The following is a 21,028-nucleotide window of genomic DNA, read 5'->3' as shown; positions in this document are numbered from 1 at the left end:
GCCGGGATCCTGAGCGGTACTGCCGCTTAGTTCTCGATGATGGTCCGGTGGAAGTTCAGGTGGCTGCGCGAAGCCGTGGGGCCACGCTGGCCCTGGTAGCGGTTGCCGTAGGGTCCCGAACCATATGGATGCTCGGTGTCCGACGTCAGCTTGAAGAAGCACAGCTGGCCGATCTTCGATCCCGGCCACAGCTTAATGGGCAAGGTAGCCATGTTGGACAGTTCCAAGGTCACGTGGCCGGAGAACCCCGGATCGATGAACCCCGCGGTGGAGTGGGTCAGCAGGCCAAGGCGGCCCAAGGAGCTCTTGCCTTCCAGGCGGGCGGCCACGCCGTGGCCCAAGGTCACCACTTCGTAGGTCGAGCCGAGCACGAATTCGCCCGGGTGCAGGATGAATGGCTCATCGGGGTCGACCTCGACCAGGCGCGTCAGTTCATCTTGCTCCACCGAAGGATCGATGTGCGCATACTTGTGGTTATCGAAAAGCCGGAAGAACCGGTCAAGTCGAACATCCACGGATGCGGGCTGGACCATCTGCGGGTCAAAGGGCTCTAGCCCAATCTCACCGGACGCTATTTCTCGACGAATGTCACCATCTGAATACAACACGCGTATAAATTTATCCTGACTTTCCCCGGCAGCCGAACTATTAGGCCAATTATGTACAGTGAGTCGAGATCACTGGCCGCATCCTGTTCACCAGCTGGTCGCAGATTTCCCACCAATTACCCAGCGTTTCCAGCTATCGTTAAGGTGGGATTTCCCATCATCGCTCCGCAACTCAAGGGTTTATTCAACATGCGCCTAGCCTCCGCGCTGACTGGCACCGTACTCGCATCGGCATTGCTGCTCTCCGGCACCGCCGCACTCGCTGCGCCGGCCGAGGATCTGCCTGCCGTCGAGAGCTCGCAGCTGTCGAAGGCATCGAGCCCCTTGGCCTTGATCAACCCCACCACGAAGCTTTCGCCGGAGGACTACGTTCCCGGCAAGCTAGTTGGTGTTGCCGGCAGCTCGATGACCCTGCGTCCTGAGGCGGCAGAGGCCATTGAAGCGTTCATTGCTGATGCGCGCGCTGCCGGCCATTCGATCAAGCTGCTGAGCGCATACCGTTCGTACCAGCGCCAGGCGGTCTTGTTCAACCAGTACCAAGCCAAGTACGGCACCGCTTATGCCGAACGGATTTCTGCGCGCCCCGGAACCAGCGAGCACCAGCTTGGTTTGGCCGCAGACCTGGGCTACACCGATAGCCGCGCCGAATTGAAAGCCGAATTCGGCCAGACCCCGGCCGGCCTGTGGATTGCCGAGCACGCGGCGGAATACGGTCTGATCATCCGCTACCCCCAGGGCAAGGAAGAGATCACCGGCTACAAGTACGAGCCGTGGCATGTGCGCTATGTCGGCGTCGAGCATGCCGAAGCGATGCTTGCTTCCGGAGCGGAAACGTTCGAAGAGTACCACCAGATGCTGGCCGCCTCGATAGCGGATGCCGAGCAAAGCGAAGCAAAGGCAACGGTCGAGAAAGAACCCGCGAAAGCCAAGGACGAAGAGCCGCACGAAAAATCCAAGAAGGCCGGCGAAGATGTTGTCGTGGACGAGGACTTGATGGTCCTGCGTTTCCTTCCGCCGTACCGCGACTGGGGCTTCGGCTTCACCCAGTAGCCCGGTCTGGAACAGGCCGCTGCCAGGTCCACCAGAACCGCCGGAACCACGAAAATTGCCGCTGCGAGTCGCCATTTCGCGGCTCTGCCCGCAATCCGCTGGGCGTTGGGCAGTGCCCGAATCATGGTGCAGCGGGGCATCCAGTACTAGCGTCCAATATTAACTAGTGCCCGGGACGCGAAGCAGCAAGTTCACGCAAAGTAGCTTCGTCAGCACCCTGCCCCTCTGCGGGAGCATCCTGGAATCTGCCCTCCGCACCGGCATGCAATCCCGGGAACGGTTTTCCAGGTTGCGTGCCGCCGGACGGCATGAAAATGCTCCCCAAAAGTTGCTGGCTTCTACAGTCCAACTTTTGGGGAGCAGTTCATGGCAGGTGGTTCCTGCCCAGAGCGCTGGAAAATTACTTCGCGCGCACCGGAATGCCGGTGAAGGTCGGCTTCAAGGTCTCGGCGAAGAAGTCCTCGCCCTTGTCATCGACAACGATGAAGGCCGGGAAGTCCTCGACCTCGATCTTCCAGATCGCTTCCATGCCCAGTTCCTCGTATTCGAGCACCTCGACCTTCTTGATGCAATCCTGGGCCAGGCGTGCCGCCGGGCCGCCGATGGAGCCCAGGTAGAAGCCGCCGTGGGTGTTGCATGCGTCGGTGACCTGCTTGGAGCGGTTGCCCTTGGCCAGCATGACCATCGAGCCGCCGGCAGCCTGGAACTGGTCCACGTAGGAGTCCATGCGGCCTGCGGTGGTTGGGCCGAAGGAACCCGAAGGCATGCCTTCTGGGGTCTTGGCAGGACCTGCGTAGTAGACCGGGTGGTCCTTGAGGTACTGCGGCATTTCCTCGCCAGCATCCAGGCGTTCCTTGACCTTGGCGTGTGCGATATCGCGGGCCACAACCAATGGACCGGACAGCGACAAACGCGTCTTGACCGGGAACTTGGTCAGCTCGGCCAGGATTTCGCTCATCGGCTTGTTCAGGTCGATCTTGACCACCGAAGAGCCACCGGTGCCGGTGACGCCATCGGTCTCGTCGTCGTGCGCGGCCAGGGCCGGGTGGTCCTCCGCCGGCATGAAGCGGGCTGGATCGGTTTCCAGCTGCTCGACGAACAGTCCCTCTTCGGTGACCTTGGCCAGCATCTGGCGGTCAGCCGAGCAGGATACTGCGATGGCCACCGGCAGCGAGGCGCCGTGGCGAGGCAGGCGCACCACGCGCACATCGTGGCAGAAGTACTTGCCGCCGAACTGCGCGCCAATGCCGAAGTGGCGGGTCAGCTCAAGGACCTTGTCTTCCAGCTCGGTGTCGCGGAAGCCGCGGCCGGTCATCGCGCCTTCGGTCGGCAGCGAATCCAGGTACTTGGCCGAACCGTACTTCGCGGTCTTCAACGCCATCTCGGCCGAGGTGCCGCCGATGACGATGGACAGGTGGTACGGAGGGCACGCGGCGGTGCCCAGCGAACGCAGCTTCTCATCGAGGAACTTCAGCATCGAGTTCTCGTTGAGGATCGCCTTGGTCTCCTGGTACAGGAAGGACTTGTTGGCCGATCCGCCGCCCTTGGCCATGAACAGGAACTTGTAGCTGGTGTCAGCGCCGTCCTTGGTGTTCGCGTAGAGGTCGATCTGCGCCGGGAGGTTGTTGCCGGTGGCCTTCTCTTCCCAGGTGGTGATCGGAGCCAGCTGCGAGTAGCGCAGGTTCAGGCGGGTGTAGGCGTTGTAGATGCCGCGCGACAGCGAGATCTCGTCCTGCTCTTCGGTCAGCACGCGCTGGCCGCGCTTGCCCATGACGATCGCGGTACCGGTGTCCTGGCACATCGGCAGGATGCCGCCGGCGGCGATGTTGGCGTTCTTCAGCAGGTCCAGGGCGACGAACTTGTCGTTCGGGCTGGCATCCTCGTCGTCGAGGATATTGCGCAGCTGCTGCAGGTGGGCCGGGCGAAGGTAGTGCGAGATGTCGTGCAGCGCGGTCTCGGCCAGCTGCTCCAGTGCCTGCGGCGCGACCTTCAGGAAGTTCTTTCCATCCGGGCCGGCGACAACTTCGACACCTTCGGAGGAAATCTTGCGGTACGGGGTGGTATCTTCGCCAATTGGCAGAAGATCCTCGTAACGGAATTCAGGCATGCTCAGTCCTTGATTCAATCGTGTGTGCTCATCTGCCATTTTAGGCCTTTACCCCGAATTAACCGCATTCGGCGTTTGCACCTGGGGGTTTATCGCGACATGCTGTAGTACATGAGCAACGAGAACACCTCCGCCGCCGCTGAAGGCCAAGAACCAGACCAGGTCCCGGATGCGATCATCGAAACGCCAATGGACAAGCAGCGGGCACAGCCCAAGACGCATTTCGAAATGATGCTGCAGGCCGGGCTCAACAAACCTGAGCTGTCCGGCTCGGTCATCGGCGCTTTCATGAGCGCCGAGGTGTATTTCCTCTCCCGTGAAGAGGTCACCGGCGAGAACAAGAATGCCCAGCCGATGATGCTGACCAACCCTTCCGGTGAGGCCGTGGTAGCGGTCTTCACCACCTTGGAGCGCATCCCCTCCTCGTACATCGACATGGCGCCGTACGGCGTGAAGGTCCAGGGCGCCACCGTGGTGCGCGCATTGGAGAACACCGGCTTCGTGGTGAACCCCGGCGACGAGCTCAGCTTCGAGGTCCCGGCCGATGGGGTGGCAATCCTGCGCGAGCAGCTGCTCAACGAGAAGCCCTCCGAATAGGCATTGCGTAACTTTGGCCACGATTTTCCGTGCCGTTTTCCGGTGCGCGGGATTCGTTGGATATGCTTTTGATGCCCGGGCCGTCAATAGGCCGCTCGGTGCACTGCGGGCGTAGCTCAATGGTAGAGCGCTAGCTTCCCAAGCTCGATACGCGGGTTCGATTCCCGTCGCCCGCTCAAGCGAACGCCGGGGCACCAATGGTGCTCCGGCGTTGTTGGTCTGCTGATTGCCAGCGAAGGAGCACGATGACCGGAGTCCTCGAAGGCTTCTCCATCATTTGGGTTGTCATTCTCGTCGGCTACTTGGTGGGCCGCACCGGGGTGCTGGGCGAGCAAGGCCGCCATGTGCTCAGCCGGGTCACCTTCTTCGTGGCCAGCCCCGCCCTGCTGTTCACCACCTTGGCCGAGTCCGATCCGGTTTCCGTGCTCGGGCCGCTGCTCTGGGTTGCCGCCCTGTCCGCGGCGCTGACCGCGGTTCTCTACTACCTGGCGACGGCCCGGATGCTCAAGCGCCCGGCCTCGGAAAGCATCATCGCGGCAATGTCCGCCTCCACGGTGAACTCCGCCAACTTGGGCCTGCCCATCGCGTTGTACGTGCTCGGCGACATGTCCTACGCGGCCCCGATCATCCTCTTCCAGCTGGCCCTCTACCAGCCGATCAATCTGGCGATGCTGGATGCCACCACCTCGCGGCACCGCACCACCCCGATCGCTTTGCTGCTGGCCACCGCGAAGAACCCGATGATCATCGGGTCGCTGCTCGGCTTGGCCGTCGCGCTGACCGGCATCGAATTGCCCTCCATCGTGCTCGAACCGATCGACCTGATCGCCGGCGCCTCGATCCCCGCCATGCTCATGGCTTTCGGCATCTCCTTGGTGGGTTCCAAGCCGCTGGAAAAGAAGTCGGGCCGCCGCGCCGACGTGCTGATCGCCGCCGGGGCCAAGCTGCTGCTCCACCCGTTCCTGGCCTGGGCACTGGCCTACTGGGTATTCAATCTGCGTGGCGAGCTGCTGGTGGCGTCGGTCATCATGGCCGGCCTGCCAACTGCGCAGAACATTTTCGTGACGGCCATGCGCTATGACCACGGGGTGGTAATCGCGAAGGACACGGTCCTGGTCACCACCATCTGCGCGATCCCGCTGATGATGCTGCTGGCGATCGTCCTCGGAATTTAGCGTAACTTCCAACTGCAGGAATAAGCGATCATCACTAGAGTGTTCAATAGGACAACAGGTTTTATCCACTCCCCTAGCGAGGTCACTATGAAGCGCACCGCACCACTGCTGGCTACTGCCGCAATTATCGCCCTGTCACTGAGCGCCTGCGGCTCGGCAGGCCCATCGACCTCCGCAAGCGAATCCGGTGGCGCCAAGCCCTCGGCGGACACCGGAGCCACCTTGAAGAAGGTCCAGGATTCGGGCGTGCTGACCGTGGGCACCGAAGGCACCTACCGCCCGTTCTCCTACCACGAGGGCAACGAGCTGACCGGCTACGACGTCGAGGTCATCGAAGCCGTCGGCGAGAAGATGGGCGTCGAGGTCAAGTTCCAGGAAACCCAGTGGGACGCGATCTTCGCCGGACTGGATGCCGGGCGTTTTGATGCCATCGCCAACCAGGTCTCGATCAACCCGGAACGCGAAGAGAAGTACCTGTTCACCGAGCCTTACACCGTCTCCACCGGCGTGGTGGTAACCAAGAGCGATAACAGCGAGATCACCTCTTTCGAGACGTTGGAGGGCAAGACCACCGCGCAGTCGCTGACCAGCAACTTCTACGAGACCGCCAAGGCCGCCGGCGCGAACGTCGAGCCGGTGGAAGGCTGGGCCCAGTCGATCACCCTGCTCAAGCAGGGCCGTGTCGATGCCACCGTGAACGACAAGCTGACGTTCCTGGATGCGCAGAAGACCAACCCGGATGACAGCATCAAGATCGCTGCCGAATCCGAGGAGAAGAGCGAATCCGCTGTAGCCCTGCGCAAGGATTCCACTGAACTGGCCCAGGCCATTGACACCGCGCTCGAGGAGCTGCGCGCCGAGGGGGAACTGGCAAAGATCTCCGAGAAGTACTTCGGCGAAGACGTCAGCAAGTAGCAAACACTATAAGTAGACTGGCTCCACACGTAAGAACGCGTGGAGCCAGTCTCATTTGCGCAAAAGGTAGCCCATGGATTCGAAATGGCAGTTATTCCTCGACTCGCTCGGGCCGTTAGCCCTCGGGGCGATCACGGCAACCATTCCGCTGGCCCTGATCAGCATGGCCTTGGGCCTGGTCATCGCCTTGCTGATGGCGCTGATGCGGATCAGCAAGAACCGGGTCATCTCCTCGATTGCCCGGATCTACATCTCCATCATTCGCGGCACGCCGCTGCTGGTGCAGCTGTTCGTCATCTTCTACGGCATGCCTTCGGTGGGCCTGACCATCGACCCGTGGCCTAGTGCCATCATCGCCTTCAGCCTGAACATCGGCGGTTACGCCGCTGAAATCATTCGTGCCGCGATCCTCTCGGTCCCCCAGGGCCAATGGGAAGCCGGCTACACCCTGGGCATGTCGCGCACGCGCACCCTGTACCGGCTGATCTTGCCGCAGGCCACCCGGGTGGCTGTGCCGCCGCTGTCGAACTCCTTCATTTCCCTGGTCAAGGACACCTCGCTGGCCTCCACCATCCTGGTCACCGAAATGTTCCGCAAGGCCCAGGAAATCACGGCCTCCACCTACGAGTTCCTGCTGCTCTATTGCGAGGCCGCAGCCATCTACTGGGTCATCTGCCTGGTGCTTTCGGCCCTGCAAAACTCTGTTGAAGGAAGGCTTGAAAAGTATGTCGCCAAGTAATTCCGCCCTGCTCTCCGTCACCGCCCTGCATAAGGCCTTCGGCGAGAACCAGGTGCTCCAGGGCATCGACTTCACCGTGCATTCCGGTGAAGTGCTGGCACTGATTGGCCCGTCGGGCTCTGGCAAGACCACCGCCCTGCGTTGCCTGAACGGCCTGGAAATCGCCGATGCCGGCACCGTCGGATTCGCCGGCGGGCCGGAAGTTTCCTTCAGCGCCGGGATGAAACCCAAGGCCGCACAGATCCTGCGCAAGCGTTCGGCGATGGTGTTCCAGGGACATCACCTGTTCCCCCATCTGACGGTGCTGCAGAACGTGAGCATCGGGCCGATCGAGGTGCAAAAGCGTCCCAAGGACCAGGTCCTGGCGCAGGCGAAGAAGCTGCTGGCCCGCGTGGGCCTTGAAGCCAAGGCCGACGCCTACCCGAACTCCCTGTCCGGCGGCCAGCAGCAGCGCGTGGGCATTGTCCGCGCGCTGATGCAGCAGCCGGATCTGCTGCTCTTCGACGAACCCACCAGCGCACTGGATCCGGAGCTGGTCGGCGAGGTGCTCACGGTCATCAAGGAATTGGCCCAGGAGGGCTGGTCCATGGTGCTGGTGACCCACGAGCTGGCCTTCGCCCGGGATGTGGCCGACACCGTGGTGTTCATGGATGGCGGGGTGGTCGTGGAGACCGGTCCGGCGGCCCAGGTGCTCGGCACGCCTGCCAACCCCCGCACCCAAACTTTCGTCCAGCGTCTGTTGCACCCGTTCTAAAAGCAATAGAGTGAAGCCATGACCCAGGAAACGAATACTTTGCTGACCAGCCTCGTTGAAGGCTACAACTTCGAATCCGGTTGCTTGGAGCTCGGGGCTGCACTGATCGGCGGCAAGGCCGAGCCAACCGCGCAGGTCCGCCTGCCGTTGAAAATGCTCAACCGCCACGGCCTGATCGCTGGTGCCACCGGCACCGGCAAGACCGTCACCTTGCAGACCATGGCAGAACAGCTCTCCGTGGCCGGGGTTCCGGTTTTCCTCGCCGATGTCAAAGGCGATCTGAGCGGCCTGGCGCAGCCTGCCGAACCGTCGGAGAAGCTCAGTGCCCGACTGGCCGAGCTCGGCCACGAATTCGTTGCGCGCACCAACCCGGTCGAGTTCCTCAGCCTGGGTGGCAATGGGCAGGGCGTCCCGGTACGCGCCAGCGTGGACGCCTTCGGCCCGATTTTGCTGGCCCGTGTCCTGGAACTGAACGAAACCCAGGAAGAATGCCTGCAGCTGATCTTCCATTACGCCGATTCCAATAAGCTGCCGCTGGATGACCTCAGCGACCTGAAAGCTGTCATCAGCTTCCTGCTCAGCGACGACGGCGCCCCGGCGCTGGCCGCCCTGGGCGGCGTCTCCTCATCCACCGCATCGGTGATCCTGCGCGGCATCACGATCATGCAGACCCAGGGACTGGACCAGTTCTTCGGGCAGCCGGAGTTCGATACCGCGGACTTCTTGCAGGTGCGCGACGGCGCGGGCGTCATCAACATCCTGGAACTGCCCTCGGTCAGCTCCCAGCCAATGCTTTTCTCCACGTTCCTCATGTGGCTCCTGGCCGACATGTTCGAGGACCTGCCAGAAGCCGGGGACCTGGAGAAGCCCAAGCTGGTGTTCTTCCTCGACGAGGCCCACCTGCTCTTCAAGGATGCGACCAAGGCGTTCACCGATGCGATCATCAACACCGTGCGCCTGATCCGCTCCAAGGGCGTGGGCCTGTTCTTCATCACCCAGTCCCCGACCGACCTGCCCGATGAGGTGCTCGGCCAGCTGGGTAACCGCATCCAGCATGCGGTGCGCGTGTTCACCGCCAAGGACCAGAGCGCGCTCAAGCAGATCATCAAGACCTTCCCAACCGGTGAGCTGGACCTGCAGGAAGCACTGACCCAGGCTGGTGTCGGCGAGGCTGTGGTCACCGTGCTGGGCGAGAAAGGTGCACCGACCCCGGTAGCGTGGACCAAGATGTCCTCGCCGGGGTCCAACATCGGCCCGGCCTCACCTGAGGTGATGGCCCAGGTCCGTGGCACTTCGACGCTGGCTGCGCAGTACAGCGCCGCAGTGGATCGTGATTCTGCCCGCGAAATGCTCGAGGCCAAAACCCGGGCCGCGGCGCCGGCGCCAGCGACTGCTCCCGAGCCGGCGAAGGAGCCACGACGGGAAAGCGCCCCACGCCAGAGCCAACCGCGCCAAGAAGAGAACCCGATGATGGACATGGCCATGGGCGCCGCCAAGGTGCTTGGCCGCGAGCTGATCCGCGGCTTCTTCGGCAACCGCAAGCGCCGCCGTTAGTAATACCTGGCTCTTCCAGCACGCCGTTTTCGGTCTGGGCCCGGAAACCAGATAGCCTAGCTACTGATGAACACTCGTAATTCCACGCCGATCTCCGCTGCCCGCCTGGCTCTTCGCTGGGCATTGGCTGCAGCGGCTGTCGTCGTTCTGGTCATTGCCGGAACGATCGCCGCCAACCGTACGCTCTTCTCCCCCCAGCACCAGGTGCAGGCACTGCAGCAGCATCTGGCCAGGGGCGAAGGCGCCGAAGCCCTGGGCCTGATGCAGGCCCAGGTCCCGCAGGGCGATGCTGTTGCCCTGGATGGGGACGTGCTCAAGCGCACCCAGGCCGGAATTACGGATTTCTCCACCGACAAGGCCCAGGCGGTAGAGGGCGATGAGCAGTTGCGCACCGTCACCGCGCATTACAAGGCCCACGGCGTGGACAAGGAATCGACCTATTCGCTGCGCCATGCCGGCAAATCCTGGCTGCTGTTCGACAAGTGGGCCTTCGAGCCAAGCACGCTGCCCAGCGTGAAGATCAAGGCCAACACCGTCAACGAGGTCACGGTCAACGAGCAGAAGATCCCGTTATCGGCTGGCGTGAGCACCCTTCCGGTGTTCTACCCCTCGATCCTCGACGCGAGCTTCAGCACCAAGAACTTTGCGGCCGACACCCGCGGGATGGTGGTCACCAAGCCTGCCAAGGAGCCGGTGGAGATCGCGCTGAAGACCGAGCCGACCAAGGAATTCATCGCTGCCATCAATGCCAAGGTGAAGAACTACCTCAACGAGTGCGCCAGCGAGCAGGTGCTGATGCCTGCCGGATGCCCGTTCGCCTACAGCACTTCGGCGCGCGTGGACCCGGCAACCATCGACTGGTCCATCGCGAAGTACCCCACCATTGAAGTGAACTACTACAACGGCGCCTGGGTGCTGTCCCCGCTGAAGGCCACCGCCACCTTGACCCTGACCGAGCAGGATCTGCGCACCGGCGCCAAGGCCAAGAAGACCGTCAAGGATGACTACTCCTTCACCGCGCAGCTGACCACCAGCACCACCGAAGTTTCCGTGGTTCCGGTGGCCGGCGGCGAACAGGTGGCCGGCTAGCGTCCGAGCAGTTCGCGGAACTGGCTGCGCAGCGGCACCGCATTGGTCTTGAACTTCTGCCAGACCACCAGCGCTGCCAAGCTGGCGGCCAGCGACAACCCGGCGCCAATGGTCACGGCGATCTGGATCCCGAACAGTTCAGCGAACCAGCCGATCAGCGGCGAGCCGATGGGCGTACCGCCCATCACCACCATCAGGTACAGCGCCAGCACGCGCGCCCGGTACTCCGGGGGCACCGAGGTCTGCACCATGGTGTTGCAGCTGTTCAAGAAGGTCAGCGACCCCAGGCCCACCGGGATCAGCACCAGCGCGAATGCGATGTAGTTGGGCATCCACGCACTGGCAATCCCGGCGATGCCGAAGAACACCCCGCCGCCGATCAGGAAGCGCCAGCGCGGAGCCGAACGCCGGGCGGCGAACAGCGCCCCGCCAAAGGTGCCCACGGCCATGATCGAGCCCAGGATCCCGTACTCCCCTGCTCCTACCCCGTAGACCTCGGTGGCCATCAGCGCGTTGGTCATCTGGAAGTTCAGCCCGAAGGTGCCGATCACGCCGGCCAGGAAGAAGATCAGCACCAGGTCCTTGCGGTTCTTCACGTAGGCCAAGCCCTCCCGCACCTGCCCCTTGGCGCGCGCGACCGGCTTGGAAGGGTTCAGTGCGTCCTTGCGCATGAACACCAGCGAGAAAATCACCGCGAGGAATGAGGCGCCGTTGAGCAGGAACGCCGGTCCGGTGCCCACCAGGGCGATGACCGCACCGGCCACGCCGGGTCCGGCCAGCCGGGCCAGGTTGAAGTTGGCGCTGTTCAACGCCACCGCGTTGGCCAGGTGGGTGCCGGGAACCACCTCGGAGACGAACGCCTGGCGTGCCGGGGCGTCGAAGGAGGCGCCGATGCCCAGCATCGTGGCCAGCACGTAGACATGCCACAGCTGCGCCGTGCCGGTAACCACCAGCAGGCCCAGGACCAGGGCGCAGACTCCCATGAAGCTCTGCGTGAGGATCAGCAACCGGCGCTTGTCGAAGCGGTCGGCGATCAGTCCGGCATAGGGGCCCAGCAGCAGCACGGGCAGGAACTGCAGGCCGGTGGTGATGCCGGTGGCCACTGCATCATGGTCGGTGAGCTCGGTGAGCACCAGCCAGTCCTGGGCCACGCGCTGCATCCAGGTTCCGATATTGGAGACCAGCGCACCGATCACCCACAACCGGTAATTTGGTACTTCCAGTGCACGGAACATTTTCGACGCCATAGCTACCGCCAGATCCCTCCGGCTCCTCCCGCCCTCCAGTCTAGCCACCCGGGCAGGAAAATGCTGAGGCTTCCTCAGATTCTTGCTGCGGCGCTGCCCGGGCGTTCGCCGCCGGGCACGCAAAAGGCGCACCATCCCTGGTGCGCCTGATGCAGGCTTCGGGCCGGGGCTAGTTCACGCCACGCAGGTCAAGGAGCAGTTCGTCCTCGCCCTCTGCGTCCAGCACCACCGGGATGCCCCAGTCCTGCTGGTACAGGTGGCAGGCCGCGTGATCGGGAATCTCGCCGCCCGGTTCGCCATCGCAGGCCGCCGCGCGGGCGGTAATGTGCAGCACGCCCTCGGCCACCTCCGGATTCAGTTCCAGGGTGCGGGACAGGCCCACCGAGGTGCCGGCGCCGTCGAGGATCAGTTCCTCCGGGCTGGCCGAGATCTTCAGCTGGGTCGGATCGCCCCAGCGGTCATCGAGCTTCTGCCCCTTGGGTGCGGCGAAGCGGACCAGGATCCCGTGCTTGCCGGCCTGCACGCGGGTCTTGGGGCGCTGGGTCTGGCTGGCGCCCTGGTCGACCACCAGTGCTTCGGCAGGGATCGGGATGCGCACCAGCTGGTGGGAGTTGGTCTCCACGACCAGCAGCACCGGATCGCCGTCCACGGTGGTGTCCACCAGCACGTCGGCCGGTTCTTTCAGTCCCTTGGCCAGGGTGGAGACAGTCTTGGTGGCCGGATCGAAGCGGCGCACCGCGCCATTGTAGGAGTCGGCGATGGCAATCGAGTGGTCCGGCAGCACGGCCACGCCCAGCGGGTGCTGCAGGCGCGCCTGCTGCGCATCGCCATCGCGGAAGCCGAAGTCGAACAGGCCGGTGCCCACCGCGGTGTTCACGCTCTTGGCCTTGCCTTCTTCAACCTCGATCCAGCGCAGGGCGCTGGTTTCCGAGTCGGCGATCCACACGTTTTCGCCATCCAGTGCCAGGCCCGAGGACTGGGCGAACCAGGCCTCATCCGGCGCGCCATCGGTTAGGCCTTCCAGCCCGGTGCCGGCGAAGACCGACACGGCGCCGGTGCGCGGATCGAAGGCGAAGATCTGGTGGGTTCCGGCCATCGCGACGATGACCTGCCCCGATGGGTGGTAGAGCACATCCCATGGGGACGAGAGCGAAATATTCAGCGCATCGGTGCCCAGCTCGGTGGGCTGGACTTCCTGGCGGGCGTTCTCCGAATCCAGCAGGCGCTGCACGCCGTTGCCGGCCAGGGTGCCCACGGCGCCGGTGGCCAGGTTCACCGAGCGCAGGCGGTGGTTGACGGTGTCGGCGACGATCACGTCGTAGCCGACTTCGGCGGCCAGTTCCGCCGGCAATGCGGCCAGCCCCTGCAGTTCGTTGAACTGCGCGGTGGCAGCGTCCCCGTCGGCATAGCCCTTGACCCCGGCGCCGATGGTGCGCACCACGGTGGACAGGTCGCCGGCCAGTTCGACCAGGCGGTGGTGGCCCGAATCGCCCACCAGGAAGTTGCCGTTGGCCAGGGCGATCGCCTTGCCCGGGAAGCGCAGGTCGCCCTCGCGGGCTGCCGGTGCCACGTACGGACCGTTGCCGCGGTGCAGCGTGCCCTTGGCTTCGTGCTCGGCTACCAGTTCCTCGACCAGCGAGCCCAGGCCCTGGGCGTGGCCCTCGCCGGACAGATGCGCGACGATGTAGCCTTCGGGATCCAATACCACCAGGGTAGGCCAGGCGCGGGCACCGTAGGCCTGCCAGGTGACCAATTCCGGGTCGTCGAGCACCGGGTGGTGGATTTCGTAGCGCTCCACTGCGGCGGCCAGCGCATCCGGATCCGCTTCGTGCTCGAACTTCGGGGAGTGCACGCCGACGGTGACCAGCACGTCCTTGTACTGCTCCTCCAGCGGGCGCAGCTCGTCGAGCACGTGCAGGCAGTTGATGCAGCAGAAGGTCCAGAAGTCCAGGAGCACGATCTTGCCGCGCAATGCGTCCAGATCCAGTTGCTTGCCGCCGGTATTCAGCCAGTTGCGGCCCAGCAGTTCGCTGGCGCGCACCTTGTAATTGGCGCGGACGGATTCGGAAGTGCTCATGGTGATCCTTTCGCTGTCGCCGCGGCTGCGGCAATTCGAACCTCAATTATCTGCCACCGCGGCCCGCTGGGGCTAACGGTGTTAAGCAACATTGAGAAAAGTGTGAAACTCGCTCACGGTCTGCTGGTGTAACCGCAGGCCCAGGGCTTCTATTCCCTGCCGGGGCGGCGGGCTAGGGCAGCTGCGCGAGCACGGTGTCCATGATGCCGGTGGCCACCTGGTTGAAGGTGGCATCCTGCAGCGAGGTCGCCGAGAGGAAGGAGACCATCACCGCATACTCCCCGGTGCTCTTGATCAGCACCAGCGAATCCTGCGCATACTGCCCATCACGGCTGTAGTACAGGGCCGAATCCGCATCCTGCACGCCCGGATCGGAGAATGCCAGGGTCTCGCGGTAGTCCAGCCCGTTGAGCTTCACGCTCTTGCATTCCTCCAGGATGGTGGCCACGTTCTCATTGTGCGCCGCCACCTTCGCCGCCCCGTCGCCGAGCTTGGCCACCTCCACCGACCCGGTGATCGACTGGTTCTCGTTGGTGAAGTCGGTGCGCGCCGCCTCGGTGCCCAGCTGCACCGGCGACCAGTTCAAGTCCTCGATCGGAGCCGAGCATTGGGACGGCAGGACCACCAGGTCCTTGAGCGTATCGGTGGGCGGCGTGGCCAGGGATTCGAGGTCCTCGCCCTGGATCTTGGCGCTGGAGGGGAAGCCGAGCTCGGCGGCCATCACTGCGCCGGCCGTGGTGGCCACCTGCGCGGTGGTCATTTCTTCCGGCTGGGCAGGCTCTTGCGGCTCTTGCGATGCGCTGGGCGTCGCGGTGCCCTGCACGGCAATCTTGTGCGTTTCGTCCTGCGGCATTTCGGACTGCGCGGAGCAGGCGCTTGCGGCCAGCATCGTGCACACCGCCAGGGAGGCGGCGAGGATTTTCTTGGTGCTAGGCACGTGGGTCCCTTCGGTCGGCTTGCTTGAAGCGGGCGAACATTTCGTTGTAGGCAGCCAGCTCGGCGTCGTTGTCGCGCTCGGCCTGGCGGTCGTAGCGCTTGGTGTCCTTCTTGTCCTGGCGCAGCCACGAGATGACCACGAAAATGGCCAGGACCAGGGTCGGCACTTCGCCGATCGCCCACATCGCCCCGGCACCCACCACCTGGTCCTCCAGTGCGGTGCCGCCCCACGTGCGGCCCATGTTCCCGAAGTAATCCGGGGCCAGCAGGGTTTCGGTGCTCATCAGCGCCACCCCGAAGAAGGCGTGGAAGGCGACGGTAGCCAGCAGCACCACCAGGCGCATCGGGTACGGGTAGCGCTTGGGGACCGGGTCGGCGTCCACCAGCGACAGCGCGAACAGGTATCCGGTGAGCAGGAAGTGCAGGTTCATCAGCTCGTGGCCCGCGTGGTAGCGCATGGCCGGTTCCAGCAACGGGGTGAAGTAGAAGACGACGATCGAGCCGGCGAAGTTCACCGCGGCGAAAATCGGGTGGGTGATGACCTTCGAGTAGCGCGAGTGCACCAGGTAGAGGATCCATTCGCGCGGGCCGCGGGTGCCGTCGACGCGCGATCCCAGCACCTTGAGCAGCAGCGTGACCGGGGTGCCCAGGACCAGGAAGATCGGCACGATCATGGTCAGCGACATGTGGTCGACCATGTGGGTGGAGAACTGGATCTTGCCGTACACGGCCACCGCGCCGCTGGTCACGTAGAACAGCGCGAAAAGGCCCACGATCCAGCTGGCCAGGCGCAGCACGCTGGGCTTGTCGCCGCGGCGGGCCAGCTTGATGAAGGCCCACAGGTACACGGCCAGGCCGAAGAGGCACACGGCCACCCAGATCCAGTCCATGCGCCAGGTGGTGAACCACGCGGCGGTATCCGGGGCCGGCGGCAGATCGTAGCCGGTGAGCAGGCGGGCCGGGGTCGCTTGCACCGGAGGCTCATCGGAAGTCGGCGGAGCGGTGCGCGCCAGCACGGTGGCCACCGACATCACCGCAGCCATCAGGATGACCTCGCCGGCCACGACCTGCCAGGCCGCGCGCAGCGCCGTGAACTTGCCCTCCAGCAGCCGCGGGATCACCATGCGCCGGTGCCACAGGCCCAGTGCGCCCAGCCCCAGGGTGATCAGGATCTTCACGATCACCAGGATGCCGTACGGGGTCAGCCACTGGTCCCAGCCGGTGATGCGGATCACCGCCGAAGCCAGGCCCGAGCCGATCATCAGGAACACCGCGAAGGTGGCCAGCGCGGAATAGCGCTTGAGCACCACCCCGGCCAGCACCTGCCCGCGTTTGCGTCCCGGCGCTTCGCCGGCCAGCGTCGGAGCGAGCAGGGCCAGCACCATGATGCCGCCAAACCAGAGCACCACGGCCAGCAGGTGCAGGCCGATGGAGTTCACCGCGGCGAAGTGGTCGTCTCCCCCGGCCGCGTGGCCGATGAAGGCCAGCGGCAGGATGCCGAACAGCGAGAAGAATGCGCTGAGCCCCACCGTGGTCCTGGAGCGCGCGGCCAGGGCCAGCGAACTGGTGATCGCTGCGATCACCACCATCCAGGCCCAGGCCCGCCCGCTGGTGATCGACAGGATGTAGTCCAGGATCGCGGCCGAATACTGCGGATCCAGGCTCATCGGGATGCCGGCCAAATCCCAGAAGGTCAGCAGCATGACGGTGGCCGCGGACAGGGTCCACACCACCGCGGCCCCGGCGGCGATATTCATCGTGCGGGCGAACGCCGGATGGGCTTGGCCTTCGGCATCGCCGGTCACCTTGGCGGCCCGCGGGATGATCGCCGCACCGAAAACCAGCGCGGCGATGCTCAGCGACATCGAGGCATGGTGGATGGCCCGGGAGATGGGCAGCGACCAGCGCACGAAAGCCCCGGGATCGGCCAAATCCGCCGGCCGGGCGATCCCGGTGAACAACACCGCCGCCAGGAAGGCCACCGCCGCAGCGAGGATTCCGGGCAGGATGAAGCGGGTGACTGAAACCGTGCGCTGTGCTGTATCCATAACCTTCTCATCATCTCATTTTTCGCCCGGCCGGTCACCGCGCGGCAGCCCGCTTTGGGCGCATCTCACACCTGGCCCAGCAACGCCTCCCCCAGGTAGCCGCCTTCGCGCACCCCGGGAAGGATCGCGTACAGGCCCGATCCCACCGGCTTCAGCCAGGTGTTCAGCGCATCTGCGGCCGCCAGCCGGTGCTGCACCGGGATGAAGCTGGTGGCCGGGTCGCGCTGGTAGCTGGCGAACAGCAACCCGGAAGCCGCCCCGTCGAAGTTGTAGCCCCGCCGGTGCATGGTCTCATCCGCGCTTGCCGGCTTGGCCAGCGCCACGTGGGCGTTGGCCGCGATCGCCGGCAGCCCCAGCTCATTGGCCGCGGCCAGGTCCACCGGATCATCCACGCTGGCGCCCGACAGCGGCGCGCCGTCGGACTGCCGGCGGCCCAGTGCATGGTCCCGTCCGGCGCCGTCCACCTCGTCCCAGCCGTCCAGGTCCATCTCGAACCTGCGCAGCGCCAAGGTGGTCCCGTTCTCGATCCAGCCCGGCTGGCCGAACACCGCGCTCTCGCGCAGTTCTCCGCCGGGGTTGTTGATCCCGTCGAGCTGGCCGAACAGGTTGCGGAACCCGCGCCCGCCGGGGTTGATGAACCCGGTCTGGGCGAAGCGCCTGGCGCCCAGCCCGCGCAGGTTCTTGGACACCGCCCGCACCGCATGGTGCAGCACGGTCTGCTCCTGCGCGCAGAACTGGATCAGCAGATCGCACTGCCCGTACTGCTCATCGAGCTGGTCCCCGGCGAAGCGCGGCAGCGTGCCGATCTGCCCGCGCCCGGCCACATCCAGCAGGCTCTGGCCCAGCCCCACGGTCAGCGTCAGCTCGCATCCGGGCTGCGCCATTTCCGGTTCGGTGTCGGCCAGCACCCCGCGGCCGCTGGCCAGCCGGGCCGCATCATCGGTGATCATCTGCAGCACCGCGCGCAACTGCTCCTTCTTGGAGCCCTCGCGCCAGTGCAGATCCCACCCGGCGAAGACCGCGTGGGCCTGCTGGCCGTCGAGGATCCCCGACTGGTACTTCCCGTAGAACGGGCGGTACCCCTGCGGGTTGGCGGTGGCCGCTGGGGCTGGAGCGCTCAGCTTTCCGGTGCCGAACCCGGTGAGCATTCCGCCCAGCGCGGCGGCCGCGGTGGTGCCCAGCAGCAGCCGGCGGTCGACGCTAGTGCCCGGCATGCGCATCCCCGGCATGCTCGTCGTAGCTTTCGTTGGCCCCGTCGAAGTTGCGGATCGGGAAGTCCACCTCGGTGCTCGACCCGTCGGCGAATTCCAGCTTCAGCCTCGCCGTTTGGGCCGCCACCAGCGGTTCCTGCAGGTCCATGAACATCAGGTGGTGGCCGCCCGGTGCCAGCACCGCGTCCTTGCCGGGTTCGATCACCAGATCCCCTTCGAGCTGCGCCATCGTCATCCCGTCGCCGGTGCCGCGCATTTCGTGGATCTGGATCTGATCGCCCTGGGCATTGCTGATCTTGCGCAGCGCAATCGGGGTGCCAGAATTATTGTGCAGGATGCCGAAGGCCGCGCTCATGCCCGACTCGGCGGCCTTGGCCCAGGTCTCGCTGGTGGCCAGCGCTTGGGCTTGCCCGGCGGTTTCCTGTTCGGCGGCCGGTGCGGGCTGCTGCCCGTCGGCGCTCTGCGCGCAGCCGGTGAGCAGCAGTCCAAGGCCCAGGGCCAGTGCAGTGGTTTTGCGGAAATTCATGTTCTCAAGCTTTCGGGTTCGGTGTGCAGGCGCGCCAAAGGCAGCGGTGGCCTCGGGCGCACCGGAAGGGTGGGGGCTACTTGGACTGGCGCATGAACTTGGCCAGCACGCCCAGCGCGCCGCCAAGGATGACTACGCCGATGATGACCCAGACCACCGGGCTCATCGAGCTGCCCAGGTCCTGGACCGGGTTAGCGCCTGGATCCAGGTCGGCGGACCCTGCGGAGTCGCTAGGCGCCGCTGGCGCGCTCGAGCTGACCAGGGTTGGGGCGGCTTGCGGGGCGTCGACGCTGAAGCCGATCTTGTTCTCGATCGGGTGGCCGTCAGACGAGACCACGCGGTAGGCCAGCTGGTACTCGCCGTTGCCCAGCTCCTTGGCCGGGGTGACGGTGACCTTGGTGCCCTTGGTCCTGGCCTCGGTGTCGATCTTTTCCCCATCGAGGGTCAGCGAGACCACCGTGGAGTCCACGCCGGATAGGCTCTGGAGCACGCCGGAGAATTCGAGGGTGATGTCCTCGGGCACTTCCTTGATGGTGGCCCCGGCCTCCGGGGTGGAGCCGATCAGCTGGTCGTGCGCGTTGGCGGCACCGATCGAGCCGGCAAAGGCCAGCAAGGAGAATGCCAGTACTGCGACCAGCCGGGTGATGTTCTTGGTTACTACGCTCATGATGTTCCTTCCAAGCCCCTTGCGGGGCGCTTCGATTCTTTACTCAGGCAGCAAGAATTAAGCAGGGCGGACCGCGGCGCTCCGGCAGTCTTCCCAATTGCGCCAGCTTGAGTTGGAAACGCAAGGGGAAGTAGGCACGAAGCGGCCGGGCAGCAGGTACCTGCACGCGAATGCGCGAGAGGATCCGCCGGGCCGTTGAAAGGGTGAGCCAGCCGGCCAAGGCCTTGAGCAGGCGTTCACCGCCGTAGAGCACCAGAACGCTGGCGATCGCGGCCAGCACGTGGGCGTAGAGCATCGATTCGGTATGCACGTTGGCGTACTGCGCGGTGATGTCCTGCGCCAGCGCTGGATTGCGCCCCGCATGGTGCGCGTGTTCCAGACCGGAAAGATCGCCGCCCTGGTGGCTCATCACCGACAAGCTCAGGTGGTAGAGCCCCTGGCTGAGCAGCACGACCAGGCTGGTCGCCCACAAGGAGAACTTCCGGCCCACCAGCACGACGCCGATAGCCGCAGAGACGCAGGTAATGAGCACCATGGCCACCACCGACAGCGCTGTGGGCGCACTGTGGGCGTGCGCGGCAAAGGCTGTCCAGGTGCACACGCTTGCCGCCAACCAGCCGCGGATAACGCGGGTTGCGGGTTTCTGTGACACGATGGGCAGCCATTCTTCGCGGAGTTCTACGATCGAAGCTGATTCTACGCGAAGTAGAAGAGCGCCTCAAACGGTGCTCCGATAAAGCAGAAGGCCCGACCCTGCCTCCTGGATTTCTCCGGAGCGGGTCGGGCCTTGCGCAAAGCTCTAGCGGAAGCTTACTTCTTGGCTACAGCAGCCTTCAGCTTCGACCCAGCGGTCAGCTTGACCGAGTGGCCAGCAGGAATCTGGATTGCTTCACCGGTCTGTGGGTTGCGGCCGGTGCGAGCTGCACGATCGGTGCGCTCTACAGCCAACCAACCTGGGATCGACACCTTCTCACCCTTGGAAATCTGGTCGACGAAAACCTCGAAGACTGCATCCAGAACACCATTAACGGCAACCTGGGAGTTTTCGGTCTTCGCTGCAACAGCAGCAACAAGTTCGCTACGGTTCATAGCCAATGTATGGTCCTCCTGGACTAGTGATCCAAAGCCCTCTTCCGGGCCCCGAACGCCGCACGGTCGCACGGTCTTACCAGTGAGAACATATCAAACGTTTCGCCCCAGAACTGCAGAAAACAGGCGGAAAACCGGGATTTTTTCAACTAATTGCAGATTTCTTGGCTCAACGGCAGCATTTTTGGGTTCAATGAAGGCTTTTGCAACGTTCCTTAACGCCGCAAGGCCCGCCAATCCGGGAACGGACAGCGGGCCTTGCGCAAAGCTCTAGCGGAAGCTTACTTCTTGGCTACAGCAGCCTTCAGCTTCGACCCAGCGGTCAGCTTGACCGAGTGGCCAGCAGGAATCTGGATTGCTTCACCGGTCTGTGGGTTGCGGCCGGTGCGAGCTGCACGATCGGTGCGCTCTACAGCCAACCAACCTGGGATCGACACCTTCTCACCCTTGGAAATCTGGTCGACGAAAACCTCGAAGACTGCATCCAGAACACCATTAACGGCAACCTGGGAGTTTTCGGTCTTCGCTGCAACAGCAGCAACAAGTTCGCTACGGTTCATAGCCAATGTATGGTCCTCCTGGACTAGTGATCCAAAGCCCTCTTCCGGGCCCCGAACGCCGCACGGTCGCACGGTCTTA

At 64.4% G+C, this 21,028-nt stretch carries 20 protein-coding genes and 1 tRNA gene; 9 read left to right on the top strand and 12 right to left on the bottom strand.

Annotated features, from left to right (window positions below; translation table 11 throughout):
- Positions 1 to 26: 26 nt before the first annotated feature.
- Positions 27 to 608 carry a dCTP deaminase gene (dcd, locus tag ACNPN0_RS01865; RefSeq protein WP_013349886.1) on the bottom strand — a complete coding sequence of 194 codons (582 nt, stop codon included), beginning with the start codon at positions 606 to 608 and terminating at the stop codon, positions 27 to 29.
- Positions 609 to 797: 189 nt separating this feature from the next.
- Here dcd and ACNPN0_RS01860 point away from each other — a divergent pair, with 189 nt between their 5' ends.
- Complete coding sequence (locus ACNPN0_RS01860; RefSeq protein ID WP_448937601.1) at positions 798 to 1,658, top strand: M15 family metallopeptidase; 861 nt, start codon at positions 798 to 800, stop codon at positions 1,656 to 1,658.
- 400 nt (positions 1,659 to 2,058) lie between these two features.
- Here the strand turns inward: ACNPN0_RS01860 and ACNPN0_RS01855 are convergent, their stop codons facing one another.
- The gene (locus ACNPN0_RS01855) at positions 2,059 to 3,765 is read right to left on the bottom strand and encodes a fumarate hydratase (RefSeq protein WP_332485900.1); all 1,707 of its coding nucleotides are present in this window, start codon (positions 3,763 to 3,765) and stop codon (positions 2,059 to 2,061) included.
- A 111-nt stretch (positions 3,766 to 3,876) separates the two neighbouring features.
- On the opposite strand from ACNPN0_RS01855, the gene ACNPN0_RS01850 reads away from it, so the two are divergent.
- The 8 genes from ACNPN0_RS01850 to ACNPN0_RS01815 all read left to right on the top strand — a co-directional run bounded on the left by ACNPN0_RS01850 (position 3,877) and on the right by ACNPN0_RS01815 (position 10,588).
- Positions 3,877 to 4,362 carry an SseB family protein gene (locus ACNPN0_RS01850; protein WP_105662527.1) on the top strand — a complete coding sequence of 162 codons (486 nt, stop codon included), beginning with the start codon at positions 3,877 to 3,879 and terminating at the stop codon, positions 4,360 to 4,362.
- A 105-nt stretch (positions 4,363 to 4,467) separates the two neighbouring features.
- Positions 4,468 to 4,538, top strand: a tRNA-Gly gene (locus tag ACNPN0_RS01845).
- A gap of 69 nt (positions 4,539 to 4,607) precedes the next feature.
- The gene (locus ACNPN0_RS01840; protein WP_133833550.1) at positions 4,608 to 5,537 is read left to right on the top strand and encodes an AEC family transporter; all 930 of its coding nucleotides are present in this window, start codon (positions 4,608 to 4,610) and stop codon (positions 5,535 to 5,537) included.
- Positions 5,538 to 5,624: 87 nt separating this feature from the next.
- Positions 5,625 to 6,452 carry an amino acid ABC transporter substrate-binding protein gene (locus ACNPN0_RS01835; RefSeq protein WP_332730604.1) on the top strand — a complete coding sequence of 276 codons (828 nt, stop codon included), beginning with the start codon at positions 5,625 to 5,627 and terminating at the stop codon, positions 6,450 to 6,452.
- Between the two features lie 73 nt (positions 6,453 to 6,525).
- Positions 6,526 to 7,191, top strand: coding sequence for an amino acid ABC transporter permease (locus tag ACNPN0_RS01830; RefSeq protein ID WP_105657025.1), 666 nt, complete (start codon positions 6,526 to 6,528; stop codon positions 7,189 to 7,191).
- Positions 7,178 to 7,945 (top strand): amino acid ABC transporter ATP-binding protein, encoded by a 768-nt coding sequence (locus ACNPN0_RS01825; protein ID WP_332485898.1) that lies wholly within the window; start codon positions 7,178 to 7,180, stop codon positions 7,943 to 7,945. Before ACNPN0_RS01830 ends, ACNPN0_RS01825 begins: the two co-directional genes overlap by 14 nt.
- A gap of 18 nt (positions 7,946 to 7,963) precedes the next feature.
- On the top strand, positions 7,964 to 9,499 hold the full coding sequence (locus ACNPN0_RS01820) for a helicase HerA-like domain-containing protein (protein ID WP_448937600.1): 1,536 nt from the start codon (positions 7,964 to 7,966) through the stop codon (positions 9,497 to 9,499).
- 66 nt (positions 9,500 to 9,565) lie between these two features.
- Positions 9,566 to 10,588 carry a hypothetical protein gene (locus ACNPN0_RS01815; protein WP_448937599.1) on the top strand — a complete coding sequence of 341 codons (1,023 nt, stop codon included), beginning with the start codon at positions 9,566 to 9,568 and terminating at the stop codon, positions 10,586 to 10,588.
- On the opposite strand, the gene ACNPN0_RS01810 is transcribed toward ACNPN0_RS01815, so the two are convergent.
- The 10 genes from ACNPN0_RS01810 to ACNPN0_RS01765 all read right to left on the bottom strand — a co-directional run bounded on the left by ACNPN0_RS01810 (position 10,585) and on the right by ACNPN0_RS01765 (position 20,955).
- Positions 10,585 to 11,823 (bottom strand): MFS transporter, encoded by a 1,239-nt coding sequence (locus ACNPN0_RS01810; RefSeq protein ID WP_332594843.1) that lies wholly within the window; start codon positions 11,821 to 11,823, stop codon positions 10,585 to 10,587. The genes ACNPN0_RS01815 and ACNPN0_RS01810 overlap by 4 nt on opposite strands.
- A 181-nt stretch (positions 11,824 to 12,004) precedes the next feature.
- Complete coding sequence (locus ACNPN0_RS01805) at positions 12,005 to 13,912, bottom strand: NHL domain-containing thioredoxin family protein (protein ID WP_332727289.1); 1,908 nt, start codon at positions 13,910 to 13,912, stop codon at positions 12,005 to 12,007.
- 172 nt (positions 13,913 to 14,084) lie between these two features.
- Positions 14,085 to 14,849, bottom strand: a complete 765-nt coding sequence (locus ACNPN0_RS01800; RefSeq protein ID WP_448937598.1) for a hypothetical protein — start codon at positions 14,847 to 14,849, stop codon at positions 14,085 to 14,087.
- On the bottom strand, positions 14,842 to 16,896 hold the full coding sequence (locus ACNPN0_RS01795; protein WP_105657032.1) for a cytochrome c oxidase assembly protein: 2,055 nt from the start codon (positions 16,894 to 16,896) through the stop codon (positions 14,842 to 14,844). The genes ACNPN0_RS01800 and ACNPN0_RS01795 overlap by 8 nt, the downstream gene beginning before the upstream one ends.
- A gap of 65 nt (positions 16,897 to 16,961) precedes the next feature.
- Positions 16,962 to 18,110 carry a Dyp-type peroxidase gene (locus ACNPN0_RS01790; RefSeq protein WP_448937597.1) on the bottom strand — a complete coding sequence of 383 codons (1,149 nt, stop codon included), beginning with the start codon at positions 18,108 to 18,110 and terminating at the stop codon, positions 16,962 to 16,964.
- The gene (locus ACNPN0_RS01785) at positions 18,097 to 18,633 is read right to left on the bottom strand and encodes a copper chaperone PCu(A)C (protein ID WP_434693955.1); all 537 of its coding nucleotides are present in this window, start codon (positions 18,631 to 18,633) and stop codon (positions 18,097 to 18,099) included. The genes ACNPN0_RS01790 and ACNPN0_RS01785 overlap by 14 nt, the downstream gene beginning before the upstream one ends.
- A gap of 76 nt (positions 18,634 to 18,709) precedes the next feature.
- Complete coding sequence (locus tag ACNPN0_RS01780; protein WP_448937596.1) at positions 18,710 to 19,300, bottom strand: copper resistance CopC family protein; 591 nt, start codon at positions 19,298 to 19,300, stop codon at positions 18,710 to 18,712.
- Positions 19,301 to 19,343: 43 nt separating this feature from the next.
- Positions 19,344 to 19,952 carry a hypothetical protein gene (locus ACNPN0_RS01775; RefSeq protein ID WP_448937595.1) on the bottom strand — a complete coding sequence of 203 codons (609 nt, stop codon included), beginning with the start codon at positions 19,950 to 19,952 and terminating at the stop codon, positions 19,344 to 19,346.
- A 158-nt stretch (positions 19,953 to 20,110) separates the two neighbouring features.
- Positions 20,111 to 20,395 (bottom strand): HU family DNA-binding protein, encoded by a 285-nt coding sequence (locus tag ACNPN0_RS01770; RefSeq protein WP_013349906.1) that lies wholly within the window; start codon positions 20,393 to 20,395, stop codon positions 20,111 to 20,113.
- A gap of 275 nt (positions 20,396 to 20,670) precedes the next feature.
- On the bottom strand, positions 20,671 to 20,955 hold the full coding sequence (locus ACNPN0_RS01765) for an HU family DNA-binding protein (protein ID WP_013349906.1): 285 nt from the start codon (positions 20,953 to 20,955) through the stop codon (positions 20,671 to 20,673).
- Between the last annotated feature and the right edge of the window lie 73 nt (positions 20,956 to 21,028).

The sequence above is a fragment of the Glutamicibacter sp. AGC84 genome (assembly GCF_053543575.1).
Note: the sequence above shows the minus strand (reverse complement) of the source record. Positions and strands in the feature narration are given on the sequence as shown.